21 protein-coding genes and 1 pseudogene are annotated in these 26,650 nt (G+C 66.6%); 10 read left to right on the top strand and 12 right to left on the bottom strand.

Annotated elements, in window-relative coordinates; translation table 11 throughout:
* Positions 1–50 precede the first annotated feature (50 nt).
* Positions 51–2,462: a ribonucleoside-diphosphate reductase subunit alpha gene (locus tag SMAL_RS01040; RefSeq protein ID WP_004136104.1), complete on the bottom strand. Its 2,412-nt coding sequence runs from the start codon at positions 2,460–2,462 to the stop codon at positions 51–53.
* Positions 2,463–3,037: 575 nt separating this feature from the next.
* On the opposite strand from SMAL_RS01040, the gene SMAL_RS01035 reads away from it, so the two are divergent.
* Positions 3,038–3,874: a DUF2884 family protein gene (locus tag SMAL_RS01035; RefSeq protein ID WP_012509754.1), complete on the top strand. Its 837-nt coding sequence runs from the start codon at positions 3,038–3,040 to the stop codon at positions 3,872–3,874.
* Positions 3,875–3,949: 75 nt separating this feature from the next.
* Here the strand turns inward: SMAL_RS01035 and zapE are convergent, their stop codons facing one another.
* Both zapE and SMAL_RS01025 read right to left on the bottom strand, forming a co-directional pair.
* Complete coding sequence (gene zapE, locus SMAL_RS01030) at positions 3,950–5,050, bottom strand: cell division protein ZapE (protein WP_012509753.1); 1,101 nt, start codon at positions 5,048–5,050, stop codon at positions 3,950–3,952.
* On the bottom strand, positions 5,047–5,718 hold the full coding sequence (locus tag SMAL_RS01025; protein WP_012509752.1) for an alpha/beta hydrolase: 672 nt from the start codon (positions 5,716–5,718) through the stop codon (positions 5,047–5,049). Before SMAL_RS01025 ends, zapE begins: the two co-directional genes overlap by 4 nt.
* A gap of 43 nt (positions 5,719–5,761) precedes the next feature.
* On the opposite strand from SMAL_RS01025, the gene SMAL_RS01020 reads away from it, so the two are divergent.
* Positions 5,762–6,619, top strand: coding sequence for an EamA family transporter (locus SMAL_RS01020; RefSeq protein ID WP_012509751.1), 858 nt, complete (start codon positions 5,762–5,764; stop codon positions 6,617–6,619).
* A gap of 57 nt (positions 6,620–6,676) precedes the next feature.
* On the opposite strand, the gene SMAL_RS01015 is transcribed toward SMAL_RS01020, so the two are convergent.
* The 3 genes from SMAL_RS01015 to SMAL_RS01005 form a co-directional block, all read right to left on the bottom strand.
* A complete protein-coding gene (locus SMAL_RS01015) occupies positions 6,677–8,122 on the bottom strand; it encodes an ExeM/NucH family extracellular endonuclease (RefSeq protein WP_012509750.1) in 1,446 nt (481 codons plus the stop codon).
* Between the two features lie 183 nt (positions 8,123–8,305).
* Positions 8,306–8,824 (bottom strand): c-type cytochrome, encoded by a 519-nt coding sequence (locus SMAL_RS01010; RefSeq protein ID WP_012509749.1) that lies wholly within the window; start codon positions 8,822–8,824, stop codon positions 8,306–8,308.
* A gap of 205 nt (positions 8,825–9,029) precedes the next feature.
* Entirely contained in the window at positions 9,030–9,638 is a 609-nt protein-coding gene (locus SMAL_RS01005) for a TetR/AcrR family transcriptional regulator (protein ID WP_012509748.1), read from the bottom strand.
* A gap of 160 nt (positions 9,639–9,798) precedes the next feature.
* Between SMAL_RS01005 and SMAL_RS01000 the strand changes: the two genes are divergently transcribed.
* Genes SMAL_RS01000 through SMAL_RS00990 form a run of 3 tightly spaced genes read left to right on the top strand, consistent with a single transcriptional unit; the run spans position 9,799 to position 14,592 of the window.
* Positions 9,799–10,962 carry an isovaleryl-CoA dehydrogenase gene (locus tag SMAL_RS01000; RefSeq protein WP_012509747.1) on the top strand — a complete coding sequence of 388 codons (1,164 nt, stop codon included), beginning with the start codon at positions 9,799–9,801 and terminating at the stop codon, positions 10,960–10,962.
* A 10-nt stretch (positions 10,963–10,972) separates the two neighbouring features.
* The gene (locus tag SMAL_RS00995; protein ID WP_012509746.1) at positions 10,973–12,583 is read left to right on the top strand and encodes a carboxyl transferase domain-containing protein; all 1,611 of its coding nucleotides are present in this window, start codon (positions 10,973–10,975) and stop codon (positions 12,581–12,583) included.
* Positions 12,584–12,591: 8 nt separating this feature from the next.
* The gene (locus SMAL_RS00990) at positions 12,592–14,592 is read left to right on the top strand and encodes an acetyl/propionyl/methylcrotonyl-CoA carboxylase subunit alpha (protein WP_428999157.1); all 2,001 of its coding nucleotides are present in this window, start codon (positions 12,592–12,594) and stop codon (positions 14,590–14,592) included.
* Positions 14,593–14,613: 21 nt separating this feature from the next.
* Here SMAL_RS00990 and SMAL_RS21295 read toward each other — a convergent pair.
* Positions 14,614–14,754, bottom strand: a pseudogene (locus SMAL_RS21295) (putative peptide maturation dehydrogenase); the annotation flags it as partial.
* A 238-nt stretch (positions 14,755–14,992) separates the two neighbouring features.
* Here SMAL_RS21295 and SMAL_RS00980 point away from each other — a divergent pair.
* The gene (locus SMAL_RS00980; protein ID WP_012509744.1) at positions 14,993–15,307 is read left to right on the top strand and encodes an NHLP-related RiPP peptide; all 315 of its coding nucleotides are present in this window, start codon (positions 14,993–14,995) and stop codon (positions 15,305–15,307) included.
* A 32-nt stretch (positions 15,308–15,339) separates the two neighbouring features.
* A complete protein-coding gene (locus tag SMAL_RS00975) occupies positions 15,340–15,681 on the top strand; it encodes an NHLP-related RiPP peptide (RefSeq protein WP_012509743.1) in 342 nt (113 codons plus the stop codon).
* A 48-nt stretch (positions 15,682–15,729) separates the two neighbouring features.
* Here the strand turns inward: SMAL_RS00975 and SMAL_RS00970 are convergent, their stop codons facing one another.
* A complete protein-coding gene (locus SMAL_RS00970) occupies positions 15,730–16,908 on the bottom strand; it encodes a putative peptide maturation dehydrogenase (protein ID WP_012509742.1) in 1,179 nt (392 codons plus the stop codon).
* A gap of 164 nt (positions 16,909–17,072) precedes the next feature.
* Between SMAL_RS00970 and SMAL_RS00965 the strand changes: the two genes are divergently transcribed.
* Entirely contained in the window at positions 17,073–17,363 is a 291-nt protein-coding gene (locus SMAL_RS00965) for an NHLP-related RiPP peptide (RefSeq protein WP_012509741.1), read from the top strand.
* A gap of 16 nt (positions 17,364–17,379) precedes the next feature.
* On the opposite strand, the gene SMAL_RS00960 is transcribed toward SMAL_RS00965, so the two are convergent.
* From SMAL_RS00960 to aceB, 4 genes are all read right to left on the bottom strand, one after another.
* Entirely contained in the window at positions 17,380–19,884 is a 2,505-nt protein-coding gene (locus SMAL_RS00960; protein WP_012509740.1) for a putative peptide modification system cyclase, read from the bottom strand.
* Between the two features lie 16 nt (positions 19,885–19,900).
* Entirely contained in the window at positions 19,901–20,941 is a 1,041-nt protein-coding gene (locus SMAL_RS00955) for a GGDEF domain-containing protein (RefSeq protein WP_012509739.1), read from the bottom strand.
* 419 nt (positions 20,942–21,360) lie between these two features.
* A complete protein-coding gene (aceA, locus tag SMAL_RS00950; protein ID WP_004135729.1) occupies positions 21,361–22,662 on the bottom strand; it encodes an isocitrate lyase in 1,302 nt (433 codons plus the stop codon).
* A 64-nt stretch (positions 22,663–22,726) separates the two neighbouring features.
* Positions 22,727–24,364 (bottom strand): malate synthase A, encoded by a 1,638-nt coding sequence (aceB, locus tag SMAL_RS00945; RefSeq protein ID WP_012509738.1) that lies wholly within the window; start codon positions 24,362–24,364, stop codon positions 22,727–22,729.
* Positions 24,365–24,474: 110 nt separating this feature from the next.
* Between aceB and SMAL_RS00940 the strand changes: the two genes are divergently transcribed.
* Both SMAL_RS00940 and SMAL_RS00935 read left to right on the top strand, forming a co-directional pair.
* Positions 24,475–25,443 carry a LysR family transcriptional regulator gene (locus SMAL_RS00940; RefSeq protein ID WP_012509737.1) on the top strand — a complete coding sequence of 323 codons (969 nt, stop codon included), beginning with the start codon at positions 24,475–24,477 and terminating at the stop codon, positions 25,441–25,443.
* A 276-nt stretch (positions 25,444–25,719) separates the two neighbouring features.
* A complete protein-coding gene (locus tag SMAL_RS00935; protein WP_012509736.1) occupies positions 25,720–26,628 on the top strand; it encodes a LysR family transcriptional regulator in 909 nt (302 codons plus the stop codon).
* Positions 26,629–26,650 lie beyond the last annotated feature (22 nt).

The raw sequence follows: 26,650 nt of genomic DNA, 5'->3' as shown, positions 1-26,650 counted from the left end.
TGCCGACCAACGGTCGGCACCCACCGCGCGTTGATCCACGGCGCGGTGTATTACTGGCAAGCCTCGCAGGCTTCCGGGTTCTCCAGCGAGCAGGCGATGGCCTCTTCCGGGCTGAACACCTTCTCCGGGGCCGCGCCTGCGGCGTGGCTGACCGTGGTCTTGGCGATCTTGGTGGCCGGACGCGAACGCAGGTAGTAGGTGGTCTTGATGCCCTGCTTCCAGGCGTACATGTACATGGAGGACATCGCGCCGATGTTCGGGCTTTCCATGAACAGGTTGAGCGAGGCGGACTGGTCGATGAAGGCGCCACGGTCGGCGGCCATGTCGATCAGCGAACGCATCGGCAGTTCCCACGCGGTGCGGTAGACGTGGCGCAGCGTTTCCGGAATCTGCGTGATGCCCTGGATCGAGCCTTCGGCCAGCTTGATCGCGTCGCGCATTTCCGGGGTCCAGTGGCCCAGCTTCTTCAGCTCGTTCACCAGGTAGCGGTTGACCTGCAGGAAGTCACCGGACAGGGTTTCGCGCTTGAACAGGTTGGACACCTGCGGCTCAACGCACTCGTAGCAGCCGGCAATCGAGGCGATGGTCGCGGTCGGTGCGATGGCGATCATCAGCGAGTTGCGCAGGCCATGTTCCTTGATGCGCTCGCGCAGGCTATCCCAACGCTCGGCGTCTTCGGGCACCACGTTCCAGGCATCGAACTGCAGCTCGCCGCTGGCCGCACGGGTGTCGGCGAAGGACGGGTGCTTGCCGCGTTCCTGGGCCAGTTCGACCGAGGTTTCCAGCGCGTGGAAGTAGATGGTCTCAGCGATCTTCTTCGACAGCGCGCGGGCTTCGGCGCCGTCGAACGGCAGGCGCTTGCGGAAGAACACGTCCTGCAGGCCCATGCAGCCCAGGCCGACCGGGCGCCAGCGCAGATTGCCACGGCGCGCCGATTCGATCGGGTAGAAGTTCAGGTCGATCACGCGGTCGAGCTGGCGCACGGCCAGACGCACGGTGTCGGCCAGCTTGTCGAAATCGAACTCGCCGTTGCCGTCGAAGTGGTTGCCCAGGTTGATCGAACCCAGGTTGCACACCGCGGTCTCTTCGGCCGAGGTGACTTCCAGGATTTCGGTGCACAGGTTGGACAGGTGGATCACGTTGCCGGCGCGCAGGGTCTGGTTGCTGGCGCGGTTGCACTTGTCCTTGAAGGTCATCCAGCCGTTGCCGGTCTCGGCCAGGGTGCGCATCATCCGCGAGTACAGCTTGCGCGCGGAGATGGTGCGGTTGGCCTTGCCCTGTGCCTCGGCCTGCAGGTAGGCGGCTTCGAAGGCTTCACCGAACAGGTCGGTGAACTCCGGCACCACGCGCGGATCGAACAGCGACCATTCCTGGTCGGCCTCGACGCGCTTCATGAACAGGTCCGGGATCCAGTTGGCCAGGTTCAGGTTGTGCGCACGGCGCGATTCGTCGCCGGTGTTGTCACGCAGTTCAAGGAAGTCCTCGACGTCGGCGTGCCAGGTTTCCAGGTACACGCAGGCCGCGCCCTTGCGCTTGCCGCCCTGGTTCACTGCAGCCACCGACGAATCCATGGTCTTCAGCCACGGCACGATGCCGTTGGAATGGCCGTTGGTGGACTTGATCAGCGAACCGCGCGAACGCACGCGGGTGTAGCTGACGCCGATGCCGCCGGAGAACTTCGACAGCTGGGCGATATCGCCGTACTTGGAGTAGATCGACTCCAGCGAATCCTGCGGCGAATCCAGCAGGAAGCACGAGGACAGCTGCTCGTGGGTGGTGCCGGAGTTGAACAGGGTCGGGCTGGACGGCAGGTAGTCCAGGTTGCCCATGCGCTTGTACAGCGCCAGGGCCTCCGGCACGTCCTCGCTCAGCGCGCTGGCGATACGCAGGAAGAACTGCTGCGGGGTCTCGATCACCTTGCGGGTGTGCGGATGGCGCAGCAGGTAGCGGTCGTACAGGGTGCGCAGGCCGAAGTAATCGAAGTTCAGGTCCAGCGACATGTCGATCGCATCGTTGAGCTTGCGTGCGTTGGTCTGCACGAAGTTCAGCAGGCGGTCGTTGATCAGGCCCACTTCGTGGCCACGACCAACCGACTGCGAGAAGGCGTAGATTTCCTGGCCCGAGACTTCCTTGGCGATGTAGTTGGCCAGCAGGCGTGCGGCCAGGCGGCCGTACTCGGGCTCTTCACCGATCAGCAGGGCGGCGGTGCGGATGGACAGTTCGTCCAGCTCGCGGGTGGTGGCGCCGTTGTACAGGCCGGAAATGGTGCGGGTTGCCACGCGCATCGGATCGACGGCGTGCAGGCCTTCGGAGGAACGCTGCACCGCGCGCACGATCTTGTTCAGATCCACCAGCTCGGTCGTGCCATTGCGCTTGGTCACACTCATCGCGTTGGCCGTCGGCGGCGACGTCAACAGGAATTCGCTTTCCTTCTCGATGGTGGCGCTGGATTCGGTGGTCACGGCGTGAGTCCTCTTGGCGTGATGGATGGTGGCTCGGTGCATCGGATGACGCGGCCCGGGACATGACACCCCAGCATTGCAGACCGGCGTCGCAGGAATTGAGACCTGCGCCTGTGGCTGCTGCTGGTAGTGCTGACCGGTGCCGCTTCGGGCGTGGAGGGCGCATCACCGGAGGGTCCGGCGATCCATTCCATGGACCCGGCGGCTTGGGGTTCCCAACGCCGTCAGCCACAAGATAGTGGGGGTCAGGGGGTCCGTCAACGCCAAATGTAGTGAAATTCGGCAATCCCTTGCGCCGCAAGGATCGGGCCGTCGGCGCCTGGTTTGGACGCTTTGAACCTGCTGGAACGGGCTGCGCAGTCAAGCCCGAAAAGCGTCACGGCGGTAGCAATCAGCGCCCCACCAGCGGAACGATGACAGCTTCACATGACAGTGATGAAACTGGCTAGGGACAACCCTGTGGATAGGTGGTGGGCAGCCGGTGGGAATCCGGTGGACGGGTGACTTCCGGCCGGTGACGGCCTCGCCCAGACAGCGGATGCTGGGGACCTTCGGTTCCGGAGAAGGATGTTCCGATGCGCCTGTCACTGCCCGCCCTGGCCCTGCTGCCCGCCCTGTTCATTGCCCCGGCACTGGCCGCCGAAGGACCGGAACTGCGTTCAGACCAGTGCGGCATCCATACCGACTACGACGTGCTGGTGGACAGCGGCGGCATCTGGCTGCGGCACGGCCCACAGGCACCGCATGAAGTGGTGTTCCACGACGGCGAGCTGAGCCTGGACGGCAGGATGGTGACGGTCAGCACCGCCGACGCCGCCCGCCTGCGGCAGATGGAGACCGGCGCCCGCCGGCTGATGCCGGCGGCCACGGCGCTGGCCCACGAAGTCTCCGGGGTCACCTTCGACGCACTGGATGCCGCCTTCGAGGCCATCACCGGCAAGTCCCGCAACCGCCAGATGCGTGCCATGCGCGGCGAGATGCAGGACTGGATCGACGCCAGCCTGGGCCGCGGCTACTGGGAACAGGAAGCCTTCGGCGACGGCTTCGACGCGCACATCGACCAGATGGCCGAGACGATGGCCGGGTCGATGACCCGCAGCGTGTTGTGGCAGGTATTCACCGGCCGCGTCGGCGCCATGGAGCGCCGCGCCGACCGCCTCGATGCCGAAGTCGACCGCCGCATGGAAGCGCGCAGCCAGCAGCTGGAGGCCAAGGCCATGGCGCTATGCCCGCTGGTGCAGTCACTGGCAGAGGCCCACGATGCGCTGGAGGTGCGCTACCAGGGCCAGCCGCTACGGCTGCTGGAGCGCGGCGAGAGCGTGCGGGTGGAACACGGGAACGGCTCAGGGCTGCATGTCTCGGCCGGGCCGGATGAACGGCCGCGTGACAACGCCGTGGCACCCTCCCGATAACTGCGCGGCGGATGCCGGCCAGCGGCCGGCACTACCGGAACCCTGGCCGGCAACGCATTTACCTGGGTGGCGCCCTCACGCCCGGTGCGGGGTACCCAGGTATTCGGCGCTCTGCATTTCAATCAGGCGCGAGGCGGTGCGCTCGAACGCGCCCTGCAGGCGGGTGCCGGAATACAGCTCGACCGGCGAAGTGCTGGCGGTACAGACCAGGTTGACATGGCGGTCGTACAGCTCGTCGATCAGATTGACGAAGCGGCGCGCGGCATCTTCGTTCAGGCGGTCGAACGCAGGGATGCCGCCCAGCAGCACGGTGTTGAACTCGTGCGCGATCTCGATGTAGTCCGACGGGCCACGCGGGCCCTCGCACAGGGCGGCGAAATCGAACCAGGCAATGCTCTTGCCACGACCACGGACCGGGATCTTGCGGCCCTCGATCTCGATGTTGCCGGTCTTGGCAGGTTGGCCGCCACTCAGTTCGTTCCAGCGCGTGGCCAGCCATTCGTCGCTGTCGGCGGTCAGCGGTGCTCGGTACACCGGCGAGCGGGTCAGCGCGCGCATGCGGTAGTCCTCGGTGCCCTCGGCGTACAGCTCGACGCAGAAGCGCTGCAGCAGGCCGATGGCCGGCATGAAACTCTCACGCTGCAGGCCGTTGAGGTACAGGTTTTCCACCGCCGTGTTGGAGGTGGTGACCAGGGTCACGCCCTCGGCGAACATCCGCTCCAGCAGCCGCGCCAGCAACATGGCGTCGCCGATGTCGGTGACGAAGAATTCGTCCAGCACCAGCACGCGCAGGTTGCTGCGCCATTCCTGGGCGATCTTCGCCAGCGGGTCGCTCTGGCCCTGATGCTCGCGCAGGCGCTCATGGACGCTGCGCATGAAGCGATGGAAGTGGGTGCGGTACTTCTGCTTGATCGGCAGGCCGTCGTAGAACAGGTCGACCAGGAAGGTCTTGCCGCGGCCGACGCCGCCCCAGAAGTACAGGCCCTTGACCGGCTCGGGCTTCTTCCAGAACGAGGACAGGCGATCCAGCCAGCCGTCCTCGGCACTGTCCAGCAGGCCCAGGTGGATGCGGTCCAGCTCGGCCAGCGCTGCGTGCTGGGCCGGGTCGTTCTGCCAATCGCCACGGGCAACCCCTTCCGCGTACCGCTGCGACGGGGTCAACTCGGTTGCACTCATGCCGCCGCGCCCAGCCAGTGCTTGACGCCGTGGGTCAACGCGCCGCGCAGATCGATCAGCTTGCGGTGGAAGAAGTGGCTGGTCTCCGGCATGCGTACCAGCTCATGCGGGAAGTCCAGCGTGTCCAGCCACTGGTAGACGGCCTGCGGGTCGACGATCTCGTCCTGCTCACCCTGGATCACCAGCCAGCGCGCCGGCGGTGCGATGCCATCGAAGTCCCAGCGACCGGCCGGCGGCGCGATCGAGATCAGCGCTTCCGGCTGCAGCTCGGCAGCGGCCTTCAACGAAACGAACGAGCCGAAGCTGAAACCGGCCAGCCACAGGCGGTCATCCGGACGCTGGCTGCGCACCCAGGCGGCTACCGCCTTCAGGTCGTCCTGCTCGCCCACGCCGTGGTCGAACTCACCGGCCGAACCGCCGACGCTGCGGAAGTTGAAGCGCACCGTGGCGATGCCCTGCTCGCGCAGGGTGGTGGCGGTCATGGTGACCACCTTGTTGTGCAGGGTGCCGCCTTCGGTGGACAGCGGATGGCAGATGATCGCCACGATCGGCTGCGCCGGCACATCGGCCTTGGGCAGGTCGACGACCACCTCCAGCGGACCAACCGGGCCATCCAGCACCAGGCATGCAGTTTCGCCAGCGGCGACAGGGAACGAGGGCTTGTGCATGGCACCATGATAGCGTCCCCCGCCCCTGCCCTGTGCCCGCCCCATGCTCTACCTGTCCTTGGCCGTGATCTGCAGTGTGCTGGTTTCGGTGTTGTTGAAGCTGGCCAGCCGCCGCCAGTTGGATGTTTCGCAGATGGTCACCTGGAACTATCTGGTGGCCGCAACGCTCACCGCCGTGGTGCTGCAGCCGCCGCTGGATGCACTGCGCGCGCCACATGCGCCGTGGCTGTCATTGCTGGCACTGGCGGTGGTGCTGCCGTCGATCTTCCTGGTGCTGGGCCGCGCGGTGGCGGTGGCCGGCATCGTGCGCAGCGACGTGGCACAGCGCTTGTCGCTGCTGCTGTCATTGGCCGCCGCGTTCCTGTTCTTCGGCCAGACTGCGACGCCGTGGAAGCTGGCGGGTCTCGCCCTGGGCCTGCTGGCGATGGTGGCGATCAGCCTGCGCCCACGCGGACCGGCGGTGGCGTCCTCACCGGGTGGCTGGGGCTGGCTGCTGGGCGTCTGGGCCGGGTTCGCGGTGGTGGACGTGCTGCTCAAGCAGGTGGCGCTGTCCGGCACGCCGTCGATGGCGGCGGTGCTGGCCAGCTTCAGCGTGGCCTTCGTGCTGATGCTGGCGCTGCAGCTGTGGCGACACGCCAGCGGCCGCAGCCGGCTGGCCTGGCGCAACCTCGGCGCCGGCGCGCTGCTGGGCCTGCTCAACGGCGGCAACATTCTCTTCTATGTACATGCACACCAGTCGATGCCGGACAGCCCTGCCACCGTGTTCGCCGGGATGAACATCGGCGTGGTGGTACTGGGCGCGCTGGTGGGTGTGTTCGCTTTCGGCGAAGCGACCACGAAGTGGAACCGCGCCGGTCTTGCACTGGCGGTGCTGGCGATCGGGTTGATCGCCTGGGGGTGAGCGATTCCCGGGGTCGGATCCCATTCCATGGGAATGGGATCCGACCCCGGCGGTGCGTTATTTGTCGAAACCCAGCAGCAGCGGATCGTGGTCGGAGCTGCGCCACGGGCCCTGCACGTTGCGGCCCTGGTAGCCGCTGGCGTCCTGTTCGTCGGCATTGCTGTGCCACTCGGCGGCACCGCGCAGGCGCTTGGCCATGCCCGGATTCAGCAGGGCGTGGTCGAGGCGGCCGGTATAGCCGTTGTAGACGTAGCTGTAGGGATGCTCGACCTTGGCGACCTTGAATGCGTCCTGCCAGCCGAGGTCATGCAGGGTGCGGATCGGGTCTTCCATCGCGTAGGCATTGAAGTCACCCAGCAGCACCGCGTCCTTGGCACCGGTACCGGTCGGGTCGGTCTGCAGCCAGGCGTGCAGCTGCTGCGCTGAGGTCACGCGGGTGGCGTTCCAGCAGCCCTGGTTGTCGTTGCGGTCGGCGTCGGCGCCGCTCGCATCGCGGCAGCCCTTCGACTTGAAGTGGTTGGCGACCACCACGAACGGTGCGCCCTGCTTGCCCTGGAAGGCCTGCGCCAACGGCACGCGGCTGTGCTCGACGAACGGGCCTCCGGTCAGCGTGGCCGGCTTGCCGACCGGCTGCAGGCGCGTGCTGCGGTAGATGATGCCGACCCGGATCGGGTTTTCACCGGGGCCGCTGCCGGCGTCGACGAAGCGCCAGTCACCCTGCCCGCCACGATCGCGGTTGAGCGCATCGACCAGTTCGGCGATGGCCGACTGCGGGCCGTAGCCGTCGTTCTCCAGCTCCATCAGTGCAGCGACATCGGCGCCCAGCGCGTTGACCGTGGTCACCAGCTTGGCCACCTGCGCCTTGTGCTCATCCGGCGTGCGCGCACCGCGCAGGGTCGGGAAGCCACCGCCCTGGCCGTCGCCATTGAAGAAATTCTCCAGGTTGAAGGCGGCCACATGCAGGCTGCCCGGTACCGTCGGCACCGCCGGACGCTTTAGCTCCGGCAGCTTCAGCACGCCTTCGACCTGCAGGCGCGGCCGACCCTGTGCATCCACGTTCACCACGCCTTCCACATTGCGCAGCTGCATGCCGGTGCGCAGTACCGGGTTGGCCGGCAGGTAGGCCACGCTGGCCGGATCACGGGCATCGCTGCCATCGTCCAGCACCAGGCGACGGCGCTGGTTGTCGGCCATCGCCTGCTCGTAGCCGGCAGTACCCGGCGCGGCCACTTCGGTCGGCTGCCAGAGGCGGCCATCGAAGGCCACGGTGAGCTGCCCAAAGCGCTCAAGGCCATCGGTGCCGGCCAGGATCAGTGGCGCAGCGATGCGCACGTGCTGGCCATCCAGTGCACGCCAGTCGGCCGGCGCGGCGGTCAGCACCACGGTGGCGCTGTTGCGCGCGGCGGCGGGTGACGCGACCGGTGCGACCTGCGGCTGGGCCTGGGCGAAGGCGCCGGCCGGCAGCAGCAGGGACAGGGCAAGAACGAGGGAACGGCGACGCATCGACGGGCGACTCCATGGAAGAGGCGCACAGACTAACCCTGAAATGCGAAACCCCGCCTGCGCAGCGGGGGTATATGGGCGATCAGGCCTTGGTGGGCAAAGCCTGGTAGTGCCGGCCGCTGGCCGGCAACCTCATGACCTTCGTGCAATGCGTGGTTGCCGGCCAGCGGCCGGCACTACCGGTTATTTCAGGTTGCCCAGCATCCAGTCCACGGTGGCGTGGATCTGCTCCTCGGTCAGCGCCGGGTTGCCGCCCTTGGGCGGCATGATTCCGCCATCGGGGCCGGTGTAACCCTCGATGGCGTGCTTGTAGAGGGTGTCCTTGCCCTGTGCGATGCGCTTGTCCCAGTGCGAGTGGTCCAGCGTCGGCGCCATGCCCACGCCGGTGGTGTGGCAGGCGGTGCACAGGTTGTCGAAGATCACCTTGCCGTCCTTGGTGCCGCCGTACGCCACCTGCGACGCAGCCTTGGCCAGTGCCGCTGCGGCTGCCGCAGCCTGCGCGGCGGCGCCGGTGCTGCCGGCATAGACCGCGCCGGTGGGCGAGATGCGCTGTTCGGTGCGTTTGACCGCGGTGGGCGACACCTCGGGTGGAATCCGGGTGTGGATGTAGGCGGCAAGGAGGATGAGGCCGAGGGTGATGGTCGCCAGCAGCGCGATCACCATTGAGAAGCGTTTCAGGAACTCCAGATCGTAATTCCGCACTCTTCGTTACCCCTGGCTGATAGTCGTTGGACCACGGCTGAGCGACTGCGTGATGGACCGAGTATAGAACGCGCTTTGCGTGCGACAACAGGCGTCACTGCTGGTGCGGCGCAGCATGCGGACCCGGTAGTGCCGGCCGCTGGCCGGCTTCGCCATCCCGCCGGATAGATCGTGCAGAAGCCGGCCAGCGGCCGGCTCTACCGAATTACCGAGCGCCGATCGCGCGCAGGCAGAAGCTGCAGATCGCGTCCACCAGCGCGTCTTCGTCGCGGTGTGCTTCCCGGCTGGGCGCGGTGGGGCCGACCATCGCTTCGGTGAAGGCGCCGACCAGGCAGGCGGCGGCCACGTGCGCGTCCTGCGCCGGCAGCTCACCGGCCGCCACGCCCTCCTCCACCAGCCGCAGGAAGACGTCGCCGAAGGCGCGGCGACCGCGCATGCGCTCGGCTTCCACCTCCGGATCGACCGGTTCAACGATGAAGGCGTGCGCCAGCCCCGGTCCGGCCAGGGCACGGCGGACGAAGGCGGTGATCGCCAGCCGCAGGCGCTCGCTGGCCACCTCCGGGCCGCTGGCGATGCGCTCCATGATCGCCACCTCGTGGGCCACCGCGGCGTTGAGCACCTCCACGAACAGCTCGGCCTTGGACGGGAAGTGCCGGTAGATCAGGCCGGTGGACACCCCCGCCTGGGTTGCCACAGCGGTCACCGGGGCGTTGCGCCATCCGCCGGCGGCGACCCGTTCACGGGTCGCCAGCAGGATCCGTTCGCGGACCCCGGCCAGGCGTTCTTCCATCAGTGCGGAGCGTTTGTAGGCCATGTTTTGATTCTAGATTCAATTGTTGAATTTGTATTCACTTCTTTCCCGAACCCCGCTACGCTGGGGCCCAATCGCCCGTGCGGGTGGCGGTCCCTGAAACCGCCGCCCGCTCCCCGCCGGGTGCGTCCATTCCCTGCAATCCCGTCGTGGAGCCACCACAATGCACGTGCCATCCCTGAACTTCGACCTTGGCGAAGACATCGACCTGCTGCGCCAGAGCGTGGCCCATTTTGCCGCCGCCGAGGTCGCACCGCTGGCCGCCGAAGCCGACGCCACCAATCAGTTCCCGCTGGCACTGTGGCCGAAGCTGGGCGAACAGGGCCTGCTCGGGCTCACCGTGGAAGAAGAATACGGCGGCACCGGCATGGGTTACCTGGCCCACGTGGTGGCGATGGAAGAGATCTCGCGCGCCTCCGGCGGCATCGGCCTGTCCTACGGTGCGCACTCCAATCTGTGCGTGAACCAGCTGCGCAAGAACGGCAACGAAGAACAGAAGCAGCGCTTCCTGCCCGGCCTGTGCAGCGGCGCCCTCGTCGGCGCGCTGGCGATGAGCGAACCGGGTGCCGGTTCGGACGTGGTGTCGATGAAGCTGCGCGCGGACAAGCGCGGTGACCGCTACGTGCTCAACGGCAACAAGATGTGGATCACCAACGGCCCGGACGCCGACGTGCTGGTGGTCTACGCCAAGACCGACATGGCCGCCGGCGCCAAGGGCATCACCGCGTTCCTGGTCGAGAAGGGCATGAAGGGCTTCTCCACCGCGCAGAAGCTGGACAAGCTGGGCATGCGTTCCTCGCCCACCTGCGAGCTGGTGTTCCAGGATTGCGAAGTACCGGAAGAGAATGTGCTGGGCCAGGTCGGTGGCGGCGTGCGCGTGCTGATGTCCGGCCTGGACTACGAGCGCGTGGTGCTGTCCGGTGGCCCGCTGGGCCTGATGGCCGCGGCCATGGACGTGGTCATGCCCTACGTGCACGAGCGCCACCAGTTCGGTGAAGCGATCGGCAGCTTCCAGCTGATCCAGGCCAAGATCGCCGACATGTACGTGGGGCTGGGTGCCTGCCGCGCCTATGTGTACGCCGTGGCGCGTGCCTGCGACCAGGGCCGCACCACCCGCCAGGATGCCGCCGGTGCCATTCTGTACGCCGCCGAGAAGGCCACCTGGCTGACCGGCCAGGCGATCCAGATCCTGGGCGGCAACGGCTACATCAACGAATATCCGACCGGCCGCTTGTGGCGCGACGCCAAGCTGTATGAAATCGGCGCCGGCACTTCGGAGATCCGCCGCATGCTGATCGGCCGCGAACTGTTCCAGCGCACCCTGTAAGGCCACCGCGATGACCGTCCTGAACAGCCAGCTGCAACCGGGCAGCGAAACGTTTGAAAGCAACCGCGCGGCCATGCAGGCCGTGGTTGATGACCTGCACGCCACCCTCGCCCGCACCGCGCTGGGTGGCAGCGAAGCCGCACGCGCCAAGCACACCGCACGCGGCAAGCTGCTGGTGCGTGATCGCATCGACGCCCTGCTCGATCCGGGCAGCGCCTTCCTGGAGATCGCGCCGCTGGCCGCGCACGGCATGTATGAAGACGCCGTGCCGGCCGCCGGCGTGGTGGCTGGCATCGGCCGCGTGAGCGGCATGGAATGCGTGATCGTGGCCAACGATGCCACGGTCAAGGGCGGTACCTACTACCCGATGACGGTGAAGAAGCACCTGCGCGCGCAGGAGATCGCCGAGCAGAACCATCTGCCGTGCATCTACCTGGTCGATTCCGGTGGCGCCTTCCTGCCGCTGCAGGATGAGGTGTTCCCGGACCGCGATCATTTCGGCCGCATCTTCTACAACCAGGCCAATCTGTCCGCGCGGGGCATCCCGCAGATCGCCTGCGTGATGGGCAGCTGCACCGCCGGCGGTGCCTACGTACCGGCGATGAGCGACGAGACGGTGATCGTGCGCGAGCAGGGCACCATCTTCCTCGGCGGCCCGCCGCTGGTGAAGGCGGCTACAGGTGAAGTGGTGACGGCCGAAGAACTGGGCGGTGCCGACGTGCACACGCGCATTTCCGGCGTGGCCGACCACATGGCCGACAACGACCTGCAGGCGCTGGCACGGGTGCGCGCGATCATCGCGCAGTTGAACTGGCGCAAGCCGGAGCCGGCGATGGCGGTGCAGGCCAACGAGGAACCACTGTTGCCGGCACACGATCTGTACGGGGTGATCCCGGCCGACACGCGCAAGCCCTACGACGTGCGCGAGGTCATCGCGCGCCTGGTCGATGGCTCGCGCTTCGATGAGTTCAAGCCACGCTACGGCGCCACGCTGGTCACCGGCTTTGCGCATCTGAACGGTTACCCGATCGGCATCATCGCCAACAACGGCATCCTGTTCTCGGAGTCGGCACTGAAGGGTGCGCACTTCATCGAACTGTGCACCCAACGCAACATCCCGCTGGTGTTCCTGCAGAACATCACCGGTTTCATGGTCGGCCGCAAGTACGAACAGGGTGGCATTGCCAAGGACGGGGCCAAGCTGGTGATGGCCGTGGCCTGTGCCAAAGTGCCCAAGTTCACCGTGGTGATCGGTGGCTCGTTCGGTGCCGGCAACTACGGCATGTGCGGCCGCGCGTACTCGCCCAACTTCCTGTGGATGTGGCCGAACGCGCGCATCGGCGTGATGGGCGGCGAGCAGGCCGCCAGTGTGCTGGCAACCGTCAAGCGCGATGGCATCGAAGCCAAGGGCGGCCAGTGGCCGGCGGCGGAAGAAGATGCGTTCAAGGCGCCGATCCGCGACCAGTTCGAGCAGCAGGGTCATCCGTACTACGCCAGCGCGCGCCTGTGGGACGACGGTGTGATCGATCCGGTCGACACCCGCCGCGTGCTCGCCCTGGCGCTGTCGGCCAGCCTCAACGCCGCCCCGCAGCAGACGCGCTTCGGCGTGTTCCGCATGTAACCCGTGCCATGACCGAGTCTGTTGCCATGTTCACCAAAGTCCTGATCGCCAACCGCGGCGAAATCGCCTGCCGCGTCATCGCTACCTGCCGACGTCTGGGCATCGCTACCGTGGCGGTGTATTCCGATGCCGACCGCAACGCGCGCCATGTGCGCCTGGCCGATGAAGCCATCCACATCGGCCCGGCCGCCGCGCGCGAAAGCTACCTGCGCGGCGACGTGCTGCTGGACGCCGCGCGCCGCAGCGGTGCGCAGGCGATCCATCCCGGCTACGGCTTCCTGTCTGAGAACGCCGACTTCGCCGATGCCTGCGCCGCCGCCGGCATCACCTTCATCGGCCCGCCGGCCAGTGCGATCCGTGCGATGGGTGACAAGAGCGCGGCCAAGGCACTGATGGCCAAGGCCGGTGTACCGCTGACCCCGGGCTACCACGGTGACCAGCAGGCACCGGACTTCCTGCGCGCGCAGGCCGACGGCATCGGCTACCCGGTGCTGATCAAGGCCAGCGCCGGTGGCGGTGGCAAGGGCATGCGCAAGGTCGAGCGCAGCGAGGACTTCGTCGATGCACTGGCCAGCTGCCAGCGCGAGGCCGCCTCGGCGTTCGGCAACGACCACGTGCTGGTGGAAAAGTACGTGGAGCGCCCGCGCCATATCGAGATCCAGGTGTTCGGCGACAGCCACGGTGAGGCGGTCTACCTGTTCGAGCGCGACTGCTCGGTGCAGCGCCGCCACCAGAAGGTGCTGGAAGAAGCACCGGCGCCGGGCATGAGCGCCGAACGTCGCGCCGCGATGGGCAAGGCCGCGGTCGATGCCGCGCGCGCGGTGGGGTACGTCGGCGCGGGCACGGTGGAGTTCATTGCCGGCCCGGACGGCGATTTCTATTTCATGGAAATGAACACCCGCCTGCAGGTCGAGCACCCGGTCACCGAATACATCACCGGCACCGATCTGGTCGAGTGGCAGCTGCGCGTGGCCTCGGGCCAGCCGCTGCCGCTTCGCCAGGAACAGCTGGCCATCCATGGCCATGCGATCGAGGCGCGGCTGTACGCCGAGGACGCCGACCGTGGCTTCCTGCCCTCCACCGGCACCCTGCGCCGCCTGCGCCTGCCGATGCCATCGGCGAATGTGCGCGTGGATACCGGCGTGGAGGAAGGCGACAGCATCAGCCCGTACTACGATCCCATGATTGCCAAGCTGATCGTCTGGGACGTGGACCGCGACGCTGCGCTGCGCCGCATGAGCCAGGCCCTGGCCGACTGCCAGGTGGTGGGCGTGACCACCAATGCCGGCTTCCTGCGCCGGCTGGTGAACACCGATTCGTTTGCGCACGCGAAGCTGGATACTGCGCTGATCGAGCGCGAACAGGCGGCATTGAGCGCGGCAGGCGACAGCGACGACGCACTGTGGCAGCTGGCGGCGGTGGCTGCTGTTGCCAGCACCGCAGACGCCGGCATCGACGCGCGCGACCCGCATTCGCCGTGGCAGGCGCAGGATGGCTGGCGCCTTGGTGCCTCCACACCGCGCGCGCTGCCGTTGCAGCAGGGCGAACGCACGCACACGCTGAAGGTGTGGGTGCAGGCCGATGGCTGGCGTGTGCAAAGCGATGACGCAGCGCCGGTGCAGGTAATCGGTACGGCCAATGCGCAGGGCCTGACGGTACAGCTGGGCGAGCGTCGCTGGTCGTTGCAGCTGCTGCGCGAGGGCGACCAGCTGTACCTGTTCGGCGCCGATGGCCAGCACCGCTTCACCCTGCATGATCCGGTGGGCGAATCGGACACTGCCGTGGCCGACGCTGGCAGCCTGCTGGCACCGATGCCGGGCAAGATCGTCGCGACACTGGTCGCGGCCGGTACCGAGGTCAAGCGCGGCACGCCGCTGGTGGTGCTGGAAGCGATGAAGATGGAGCACACCCTGCAGGCACCGGCAGACGGCACGGTGAAGGGTTACCGCGCCAAGGCCGGCGACCAGGTGGGTGACGGTGCGGTGCTGGTGGACTTCGAAGCGGCGTGATGTGGCGGGGGCCGCGCGGGTTCAGACCGCGCGGTCCTCGGGATTCCAGATCACACCTGCCGGGTCCAGTTCGGTCGTGGTTATGGTCGGGGCGCGCCAGCCAAAACCGCATACGGCGAGGACGCCCTCGGAACGCGGATCTAGGCCAAATTCGTGCTCGATGGGCCAGGTCGCCGACGACGCCTCCGACCTGGACACCGCCCTGAAACTGTGTCGCAGGAACGTCAAGCTGGCCTCTCCGGTGCGCTCTTCCAACGTTTCTGGAACCACGGTGCCATGCCCAGCAGGACCACTGGCCTGTACCGGCTCGGCGCGCCTTGCTTGACGCTGCGCTGCGGCACGCTCGCGGTAGTCACACGTGGTTTAATCGGCGGACATTGACCCACATGGAGTGTTTCCGATGTCCGCAAAGTCCCCGATGACCACTGTCAATGCCGGTCGGCTGCTCGACCTGCTGTGTTCTGACGACGCCTTCCGCGCAGAGTTCACAGCCGATGCCGGCGCTGCGATGGCGCGGCATGGGCTGCAGGCACACTCCGGCACAAGCCCCTGCGCCATCCACAACGTCCTGGCCAGCAAGGAAGAGTTCCAACAGGTGCGCCAGCAGATCGCCGCGCTCCTGGCCCAGCGCGCCGCATTCAATGTCCCCTTCATGTTCGAATCCGGGCATCTGCAGGGAAGCGTGCACCACTCCGCCGTACCGCAGGCCGCTTGAACGCCCCTCAATCCACTTCAGAGGTAAATCCGATGCTGCCGTTCACTCGTGCCCCGTTCTCCAGCGAACACACCACCACCGAGTCGCCGCGCTTTGAGCCGCAAACCGCCATTGCCCTGCTCGATCGCCTGTGCAGCGACGACGTGTTCCGTGCGCAGTTCAGCAGGAATCCGCTGCCGGCCTGCCGACAGATCGGCCTGGCATTCGACTCAATGGCGCAGGTGCCGCCTTGCCTGAGCACCGGCAAGCTGGCCAGCAAGGAAGAGCTGAGCCAGGCCCGCGATGCCCTGGTGAACTATCTCTCCAGCCACCGCGCAGCCATGACCGTGGTCTTCACCTTCGAAGCCGGTCACGTCCACCGCATCATCCAGTAATGCACCCGACAAGGGGCGCTGGGTACTCCAGCGCCCTGCCGGGCTTGTTCAATCGCGGGCCTCGCGCTTCCAGACATGCCCCGCAGGGTCCAGCTCCGCCGTGGTCATGCTCTGCGCACGCCAACCGAATCCGCACACCGCCATTGCGCCGTCGACCATCGGGTCGAACCCCAGCAGCGACTCGATCTCCGTCTCATTGATCGCCGCGGTGACGAAGCCGCCCAAGCCATTGGCCGTGGCCGCTGTATACAGTGCCTGCGACACATGGCCGACATCCAGGCTCACGGCGCGATAGGCCTTGGCGTGGTTGCGGTACTTCCAGAAGTTGCGACCGAAACGGCAGACCAGCACCACCATGGCGTGGGCCGAAGCGAACCAGTGCTGGCCCGACAACAGGCGCAGGCAGAAATCGTCCAGCTGGGCGGGCTGCGCCTGTTGCCGTGCCAGCTCGTGAGCCACGGCATGGTAGTGATACAACCCAGGCTGCAGGCCATCGACCTTGCGCGCAATCACGTACGCTTCCAGCGGATGCAGGCTACCCGCGGACGGTACGTTCTTCTTCAGGAAGCGCACGCCGGGTTCGGTTTCCACCTGTGCCTGCGCCATCAGCACGTGCTGCATCATGCCGGCCAGCATCTCCAGCGATAGAGGCTTGTCCTCGGCGTAGTTGCGGCAGGTGGTACGTGCAGCCAACAGCTGCGCCACGGCATCGGGTGCCGCGACCGGCAGAGCGATGGCACCCGGCTGCCGCTCCGGGGCTTCGGTCGGTGGCTTGCCGAGCTGCTGCACCAGGTCCTGTGCGGTCACCATCCGGTGCTTCTCCATATCGCCGGCACTGTCTACGCCCGCCCAGCGGGAATGGCGATGATGGATGGCTGACAAGGCCCACCAGTGCCCGTCGCGAACACGCTGGTCGGCCTGTCGCGCCGCCTCGGGCGCGCCCTCCTCGGCGATGAGCAACCCCGCCTCCAGCAGCGATGCGACTCGGGCGCGGTTCTGCAGGTCATCCGGCAAGACCTGCCAGCGCTCCGCGCTGGTCTGCAACAGCAACGCACAAGCGTCGGCATCGAGCGTCACAGGCTGATCGAGATGGGCAGCACGCACCTGCAACTGCTGCACGAACTCCACACCGGTTCCACCAGCCAGCAGGCTGTTCAGGGAGAACGATGGTTGTTCATCGGGAACAACAGCCAGCGCGTGGCATCGGCGGTACCGCGAAGAGGTCATCGACGTTCCTGTGGCAAATGGGATTCCGGCAATGTGCTGCCGGTGGAGCTGGGTAAGTATGGCCCAGTACCGCGTTCAAGACCCATCGATCCGCGCCGCTATGACTACGGTCAAAGGCACGCGCCACTTGTTCGACCTTCCCTGTCTCCTTGGATCCCACGCTCATGACCAACCGCAAATCCCCACTGTCCCTCGCTGACGCCACCACGCTGCTTGATCTGCTCACCACCGACGCAGACTTCCGCACAGCATTCAAGCAGGACCCGGCAACAGCCCTGCAGCAGATCAGTGTCGAGGCGGGTGCCGCCGCGCAGGGCTGCATGCTGTCCGCCGACCTGGCCTCCAATGAAGATCTGGCCGCTGCACGCGACAATCTGGTGCAGCAGCTGACCGAGCGCGCGGTGTTCAGCCATCCGCATTGCTTCATCGACGGTTCGCAGGCACCGACGCCCTGACCTTGGTGCCGATCGCTCAGGATGCGTCCGGTGAGAGGGCGCATCCCGGGCGTGATGGCCCACGCTGGCTGTCGCCTACATTCAATGCCTGCAACACGGACGAGCCTGCGAATTCGGTATAGGCGCGCCCGCGGTGCCGACGCATCCAGTCCAGCTGCGACTGCTGCTCCTGTATCGCGCCCTGTGCGGCGTAGGCCGCTGCCAGCACGCTGTGGACCTGGAACAGCTCGCTGCCATCAACCATCGCCTGCAGCATCTTGATTGCCTGCGCGCTGTCACCGGACAGATGCAACGCATTGGCCTTGACCACCGCCGCCAACTGGCGCGCACGTGGGTCGACGGCGTCGGCCGCCAATACGTCAAGCTCGGCCACCTGCCGGCCGATCGAGGATTGCAGGCCCAAGCGCTGTGCCGCATACAAGCTGGCCGCAGCGAAATACAGATACTGTCCGCGTTCACCGTTGTCGGGGCGTGCCGCATTCCGCAGCAGCGCGCTGGCCTGCGTTGCGAAGTCGCGTGGCGCTACGCATCGAGCCGCCGCGGCGTGAACAGCCAAATTGACCGTGCCCAGCAGATCACATGCGAAGGGACCGCCATTGCACCGGCCTGCGGACGCGACCGAGGCTGCCAACGCCTCCTCGAATCGCCCCTCATCAATGGCCAGTGAAGTCCCTTCCAGCCACCGTCCCGGCCCGTTCTCCGGCAACCGCGCCAGCACTGCACTGGCCTCTGCATTTCGCCCGGACACGGCCAGCGCCGCAACCAGCTGCCGGTTCGGGCGACCTTCGGCGAGCTGCATGGCACGATGCAGCGTTGCTACCGCCTCATCGACCTTTCCCCGTGCCAACTGGATGCGCCCGAGCAGCTCCAGCGTCACGCTGCGCAACGGGTTCTGCTCCACGTTGGCATGGGCAACGGCCTGCTCCGCCTTTTCGTAGTGGCCCAGCACGAACTCGGCCAGACCATGGTTGACGCTGGCCCCGTGATGATCCGGATACAGATCGGCCAGTACCTTCCAGGCCTCGCCAGCGGCGGATTCAGAACCGGACTCCAGCTCCACCTGCCATGCATCCAGATACAGGCCCTCACGCGTGCTCAGCCGATGACGCAGCGTCCTGACCTTGGTCAGCAAACCGCGCGCGTCCTCCAGCTGGCCCTGGCTGAACATCGATCGCATCTGCCCGACATAGGCCATGGCGAAGTCGGGATCGATGCGCGTTGCGATCTGGAAAAATTTCAATGACGACTCGGTCTGTCCGCGGCCATAGGCAAGCTGTCCGCGTGCGTAGGCATGCAGTGCGTCGAGGTTGGCTGTTGCCACCTGCGGCAACGGTGCCGATGTCTTGCCGATCTGCGCCATCGCTTCGCCCAACCGCGATCGCAATTGCACCACCACTTGGTCACTGGAGGTCAGCGCGGAAGGCAGGCCTTTGCCATCGGAATAAACCGAGTAGACGGTCTCGCCAGTGGCAGGATTGACGACATCGACGGCCACACGCAGCTGGCCGTGTACCTCACGGATCGAGGGATCCAGTACCGCGCGCGCGCCATCGCGCATTGCGATCTGGACAGCGGCGGTACGATCGATCTCGGTGTTTTCTGGCATCAACATGCGCGCCATGGTGTCGCGCGCCTTCACGTCGCTGATCACGTTTACGTAACGCGACTGCTCAAGCCCGATGCGCAACGCCTGGTTCAGGGCGTCGTCCAGGACCGGGTTATCGGTCAGGTTGCGCGCATCGGCCATCACCACCCAGTCGCGTTCGGCGAAGGCAATCGCCGGCTGTGGCCGGGCCAGCAGCCACAGGCCCAGCCCGACAGAGACAATCAGGGCCGCCTGCGCGGCCATCGCCAGCGGACGCCGCCAGACCGGAACATCAGGGCGTGCCTTGTCGCTGGCACGCGGCCGGGAAAGCATGCCCTTCCCCGCCACCGCCACGCCCAGCACTTCCATCGGTTGCGCCACACCGCGAAAGCGCCAGCGACCGAATGACCTCCACTGCAGGCGACCGCCCAGTTCACCCAGCTCCGTCGCTGCACGGCGCACCACCGATTCAGCAGCCGCCGACATCAGCAGTTGTCCGGGGGGAGCCAACTGCATCAGGCGCGCTGCCATCGGCTTGGCCAGGCCCTCCACCTCCACAGCCTTGGCTCCAAGCGCGATCGATTCCGAGCTGTTGTTCCACAGGATGACCTCACCCACGTGCAACCCGGCCCGCGCCTGCAGTCGGAGATCACGCGCCTGCCCCAGCGGCTGCAGGCCACGCTGGTAATCCAGGGCGAATCCGAGCGCATCAATCGGGCGCTCGAACAGCATGAACAATCCGTCGGAGCGGTCGATCAGCTGGCCGTGCCAGCGCTGCTGCAGCGCCAGCACCAAGCGGTCGTGTTCCTGGAACAGCTCGGCGGCAGCCACATCGCCGATGCGTTCGACCAGCAGCAGCGAATCACACAGATCGGTGAACAGCAGCGCACGCAGTTGCTGGTTGTGCGGCGTCGACGTTCCGTTGTCGCCATTCATCGCCGGTCTCTCCCGATCAAGGTATGTCCGCTGCATCCGCCCAGCGCAGGCAGTTGCCACCATCGCGCTTGGCCTGGTACAGCGCGCGGTCGGCGTTGGCGTACCACTCGCTCCAGCCCGATTCCGTCGGCAGCAGGCTGGCGCCGATGCTGACCAGGCTGACATGCGGAGTGCCATTGCTGCGCTCGAGCAGGCCGTGTACCGCACTGAGAATGAACTCGGCGGCGTGCTGCACGATCTCGTGGTTGCCTCGGCGCAGGATCAGGCAGAACTCGTCGCCACCCAGGCGGCAGGCCAGATCCTGCTCACCGGCCATCGAACGCAGGATGTTGCCCATGCTCTGCAGTACGCGGTCACCGGCCTGGTGGCCGTGGCGGTCGTTGATCTGCTTGAAGCGGTCACAGTCGATCAGCAGCAGCGCCTGCGGCAATCCCTCGGCCTCGGCTCGGCATTCCTGCAGGTACAGGGTCAGGCCACGGCGGTTGTGCAGCCCGGTCAGTTCATCGGTACGCACCAGCTCACGGGTGTGGGTCAGCTGATGGGTGGTGATGTACAGGTTGTCCAGCGCGGTTTCCAGATCGTGGTTGCGCCGGCGCAGCTGGCTGATCAGGGCCTGCTCGTTGGTCAGCACGCGCATGATCGTGCGGCGCAGGAAGTAGGCGACCAGGCCCGGATCGGATTCGACCAGGCGATGGAAATCAGTAGGCCCCAGCTCCAGCACTTCACAGTCGACCAGCGCGCGGGCACTGGCGCTGCGCGGGTGGTCGCCGACCAGCAGGCCGAGCTCTCCGAAGAACTCATGCTGGCCAAGGGTCTTGATCACCAGGTCCTCGCCGAAGTCGAGTTCGATCCGGCCTTCGAGGATCACGTACATCCGCTCGCCGCGATGGCCACGCTGGAACAGCCACTGTCCGGCATGAAGCTTGCATGCGCGGGCGAATCTGGCGAACAATGCAACCTCGGCATCGGACAACAGTGCATGCACGATCTCGGCCATCGCCACCCGGGCGATACCTGACGTCACATCACTGTTCTCGGCCGCACCCCTGCCGGTCATTCCCTGCACCTGCCGCCAGCGTCCCCTGGTGAGCCGCGGAGCATAGCACCGCTTTAAAGTGTGCGCCCTATCTCATTTTGAGTCTTCCGGCGAACCGATCCGATGTGAAGATTCAGCATGGCCCGTTCTGGTCATGAGTGTCCGCACAAAAGCCCTGCTGGATCAATCTGCTGGGCATCTTCACAGGGATTCGGCCAAGTTCTCCGGCCCCAGGGTGCGCCTGATTGACGCTGGCAGGATTGGCGACCGTTTGATCGATACAACAACGCCGGCAGGTCCCCCGACCGGCCGGCGTTGTCTGGCCCTTCCCTGGCCACCCTGATCGGATTTCGAGGCTTCGGTAGAGCCGGCCGCTGGCCGGCTTCCCTGTGGTGCCCGAAGGATCGCGTGGTTGCCGGCCAGCGGCCGGCACTACCGCATCACGCCGCGCGTTCGCTGCGCCCGCCGTGGAACTGCTCTTCCTCGGTCGAACCGGTCAATGCGGTGGTCGACGACTGGCCCTGCTGGATCGCCTGGGTCACCGCATCGAAGTAGCCGGTGCCAACCTCACGCTGATGCTTGACCGCAGTGAAGCCGCGCTCGGCCGCTTCAAACTCGGCTTCCTGCAGTTCCACGAACGCGCTCATCTGTCGACGTGCATAGCCGTGGGCCAGATTGAACATGCCGTAGTTCAGCGCATGGAAGCCGGCCAGGGTGATGAACTGGAACTTGTAGCCGTAGCTGCCCAGCTCCTTCTGGAACTTGGCGATGGTGGCGTCGTCCAGGTTCTTCTTCCAGTTGAAGCTGGGCGAGCAGTTATAGGCCAGCAGCTTGCCGGGGAACTTCGCATGGATCGCCTCGGCGAACTTGCGTGCGAATTCCAGGTCCGGCTTGCCGGTCTCGCACCACACCAGGTCGGCATAGGGCGCATAGGCCAGGCCGCGGCTGATCGCCTGGTCCAGGCCATTGCGGGTCTTGTAGAAGCCTTCCACGGTGCGCTCACCGGTGGCGAACGGCTTGTCGTTGCCATCGATGTCGCTGGTCAGCAGATCCGCGGCTTCGGCATCGGTACGCGCCACCAGCAGGGTCGGCACGCCCAGCACGTCGGCGGCCAGGCGCGCGGCGTTGAGCTTCTCGATCGCCTCGCGGGTCGGCACCAGCACCTTGCCGCCCATGTGGCCGCACTTCTTCACCGACGCCAGCTGGTCTTCGAAGTGCACGCCAGCGGCACCGGCCTCGATCATTGCCTTCATCAGCTCGAACGCGTTGAGCACGCCGCCGAAGCCGGCTTCGGCATCGGCCACGATCGGCTGCAGGAAATCGATGTCGTCCTTGCCTTCGGCGTGGTGCAGCTGGTCGGCGCGCAGCAGGGTGTTGTTGATGCGCTTGACCACCGCCGGCACCGAATCGGCCGGGTACAGCGACTGGTCCGGGTACATCTGCCCGGCCAGGTTGGCGTCGGCCGCCACCTGCCAGCCGGACAGGTAGATCGCCTTCAGCCCGGCCTTGACCTGCTGCATGGCCTGGTTGCCGGTCAGTGCACCCAGCGCGTTGACGAACTCGCGCTCGTGCAGCGATGCCCACAGCTTCTCTGCACCCAGGCGGGCCAGCGAGTGCTCGATGTGGACGGTGCCGCGCAGGCGCACCACGTCGGCAGCGCTGTAGTTGCGCTGGATGCCTTCCCAACGCGGGTTGGTGTCCCAGTCGTGCTGGATCTGTTCGGCAGTGGGCAGCTTGCTCATGTCTTTCTCCAGTTCGGTTCGTGCGTGCAGCGGGGAGGGAAACGGCAGAATTGCGGGCGGTCGGTCAGTCGATGCGCGCGTAGGCCGGCAGGGTCAGGAAATCGGTCAGTTCGTCGCTGCGGCTCAGTTCGCCGAGCAGCGCGATGGCCTCGCCGATGTGTGTGCCACCGGGCAGCGCGGCGGTATCGCCCAGCCGTGCCGGCAGCTGCGACAGGGTGGAATCCAGCAGCGCCAGATCGATCGCAGTGCCATCGTCCAGCTGCTGGCCCGGCGTATGCAGCCACTGCCACAGCTGGCTGCGGCTGATCTCGGCGGTGGCCGCGTCCTCCATCAGGTGATGGATCGGCACGCAGCCGTTGCCATCCAGCCACGCCGCCAGGTAGCGCACACAGACTTCCACGTTGCCCTCAAAGCCGGCACGGGTGATGGTGCCCGGCGGCCGCGCGATCAGTTCGTCGCGGCCGACGCGCACATCCTGGCGCAGCACGCTGTGCTGGTTTGCACCGGGCATGTGTTCGTCGAAGATCGCCATCGCCACCGGAATCAGCGCCGGGTGCGCCACCCAGGTACCGTCGTGGCCGGCAGTGACCTCGCGCAGCTTGTCAGCACGCACGCGGGCCATCGCCTGCTCGTTGGCAGCGGCATCGTTGTTGATGGGAATCTGCGCAGCCATGCCGCCCATCGCATGCGCACCGCGGCGATGGCAGGTCTGGATCAACAGCTCCGAATACGCCTTCAGGAACGGCTGGGTCATGGTCACCTGGCCGCGTTCGGGCAGCACGCGGTCGGCATGGCGGCGGAAGGTCTTCAGGTACGAAAAAATGTAGTCCCAGCGCCCGCAGTTCAGGCCGACGATGCGGTCACGCAGCGCGTGCAGGATCTCGTCCATCTCGAACACCGCCGGCAGCGTTTCGATCAGCACGGTCACCTTGATCTGGCCGTGCGGCAGGCCGAGCATGCCTTCGATGTGCGACAGCGCGGTCTCCCACAGCGCCGCCTCTTCCATGCTCTGCAGCTTGGGCAGGTAGAAGTACGGGCCGCGATCCTTGGCCTGCAGGGTGCGGGCGTTGTGGAAGGCGAACACCGCCGCGTCGAACAGGCCACCAGCGATGAACTGGCCATCGATGCGCACGTGCTTCTCGTCCAGGTGCCAGCCGCGCGGGCGTACGATCAGCACCGCCTGTTCGTCGAACGGGCGCAAGGTGTAGTGCTTGCCGGCCTTCCCGTTGGATGCCGGTGCGGTGTACTCGAGATCGCCACGCACCGCGGCGGCCAGCGACTGCTGCCCGGCCAGCAGGTTGCGCCAGGTCGGCGAGGTCGAATCCTCGAAGTCGGCCATGAACACCTTGGCGCCGGAGTTCAGCGCGTTGATGACCATCTTCGGGTCGGTCGGGCCGGTGATCTCGACGCGGCGGTCCTGCAGCGCGGCCGGCAGCGGGGCAACACGCCAGTCGCCGCTGCGGATCGCGGTGGTGTCTTCGCGGAAGTCCGGCAGGCCGCCCTGGTCGAAGAACGCCTGGCGCACGCGGCGCGCCTGCAGCCGTGCCTGCCGGCCCGGTTCCACCGCGCGGTGCAGCGACACCAGCAGGGCCAGCAGCGGCGCCGGCAGCAGGGTGTCCTGGCCGGCCACGCGGGTCGCCAGGGCGATACCGGGAGTGGCCTTGGCGGCGGGGGTGGGAACAGCGGAAGCGACAGCGGGCATGGGGCGACTCCAGCGGTGGGGGAACGCCTCCACGGTGCCGCTGGAGCGAAGTATTTGGCAAAACAGTTTTTGCAATGTTATACATAAATTGTGCTAATACTTGTGACGCGATGACCACACGCCCCCCGCCAAGTCCGCGTTTTTCCTACAAATCCGACCGGCTGAAGCCGTTGCGCGCGTTCTGCCAGACCGTGCGCCTGGGCTCGGTCTCACGGGCAGCTGAGGCACTTTTCGTCAGCCAGCCGGCCATCAGCCTGCAGTTGCAGGCCCTGGAGCGTGAGCTGGGGGTGCCGTTGTTCGAGCGCAGCGGGCGCCGCCTGGTGCCCAGCCGCGAGGGTCAGCTGCTGTACGAAATGGCGCAGCCACTGGTGGAGAACCTGGACGGGCTGGAGGCGCGGTTCCGCGACAAGGTGCGCGGCCTGGACGCCGGCGAACTGAACATCGCCGCCAACAGCTCGACCATCCTGTACCTGCTGCCGAAGATCGTCGAACGCTTCCGCCTGCATCATCCGGATGTGCGGCTGACCCTGCACAACGCAATCAGCGCCGACGGCACCGACCTGCTGCGCGAGGACGCCGCTGACCTGGCGATCGGTTCGATGACTGATGTGCCTGCCGACCTCAGCTATGCCCCCGCCTACCGCTTCGAGCAGGTACTGATCGCCCCGCACGACCATCCGCTGGCCAGTGGCGGCGAGCTGGAGCTGGCCGACATCGCACGCTATCCGCTGGTGCTGCCGCCGAAGCGGCAGATCACCTACCGGCTGGTCGACCAGGTGTTCCAGCGCCACCGCATCGCCTACACCGTGGCGCTGGAGGTGGGCGGCTGGGAGGTGATCAAGCAGTACGTGGCGATGGGCATGGGCATTTCCATCGTGCCGGCGCTGTGCCTGAACGAGGCTGACCGCGAGCGGTTGGCGGCGCGGTCGATGAAGCGCTGGTTCCCCGAGCGCAGCTACGGGGTGATCGTGCGGCGTGGCAAGGCGTTGTCGGCGCAGGCGCGGGCTTTCATCGAGCTGATCCAGCCGGAGTTGTTCAGTCCGCGCGATTATGACCAGAGCGGGCATTCGGAACGATGAGGGGTGTTCGGCAGGGCTGCGCCCTGCACCTGCCGAATCAACGGCAACGGCAACGTCAAAAGCGGGCATTCCGTAGATGGCGGGGCGGTGTGGGTGGGCAGGACACGCTGTAAACCCGTCCATGGGAGCTCGATGGCGCCATCCATGGCGCCAACGGTCCTGCCCACCCACACCGCCCCGCCTCTGACAGATCCCCGCAATCTGTCGGGGTCGGATCCCGTTGCTGCGCAACGGGCTCTGACCCCATTTCTGGCTGGCGATGAATAAACTGGCCGCATGTCCATCGAACTGCGCCACCTGCGCTACTTCCTCGCCGTTGCCGATACCCTGCACTTCGGACAGGCGGCGGAGCGGTTGGGCATGTCGCAGCCGCCGCTCAGCCAGCAGATCCGCCAGCTGGAAGATCTGATCGGTGCGCGGCTGTTCGTGCGCAGTCATCGCCGTGTGCAGCTCACTGCCGCAGGTGAGCTGCTGCAGGAACGTGCACGCGCCATCGTGCTGCAGGTCGAGTCTGCGGTGGACGAAGTGCAGCGTGCGCAGCGCGGCGAGCAGGGTGAGCTGCGCATCGGGTTGACCCGCGCCACGCCACTGTCACCGCAGATTCCGCGTTCAATCCTGCAGTACCGCCAGCGTTATCCGCAGGTGCGGCTGCAGCTGAGCGAGATGAACACCCTGCAGCAGATCGATGCGCTGCTCGATGGCAGCCTGGACGTGGGCATCATCCGCAAGCGCGCGTTGCCGCCGGAACTGGTGGCGCACAGCCTGTTCGTCGATCCGCTGGCGTTGATCGTGCATGCCGATCACCCTGCCCTGCGCAGACTGTCGAAACAGGGCACGCTGTCGCTGCGCGACTTCGCCCAGGAGCCGTTCGTGGCATTCCGCCGCAGTGCCGGTGCGGGCATCCATGACCACATGATCGCGTTGTGTGCGGCGGCGGGCTTCACCCCGCGCATCGTGCAGGAGGCCGGTGAGGCGTCGACGCTGATCAGTCTGGCCGCCGCAGGCCTGGGCGCAGCGATCCTGCCGTCGTCGTGCGACCACATCCGCGTGGAAGGCGCGCGCTTCGTGGCACTGGCCGATGCCGGTGCGCATTCGGAAGTGCAGCTGGCATGGCACCGCGAAGGGGTGACACCGCTGATCCGCAATTTTGCTGGGCTGCTGCGCGAGGCGTTCGCGGAGGGGTGAGGGTGCAACCCACCCGGTAGTG

Source organism: Stenotrophomonas maltophilia R551-3 (assembly GCF_000020665.1).
Taxonomy (GTDB): Bacteria; Pseudomonadota; Gammaproteobacteria; order Xanthomonadales; family Xanthomonadaceae; genus Stenotrophomonas; species Stenotrophomonas maltophilia_L.
Note: the sequence above shows the minus strand (reverse complement) of the source record. Positions and strands in the feature narration are given on the sequence as shown.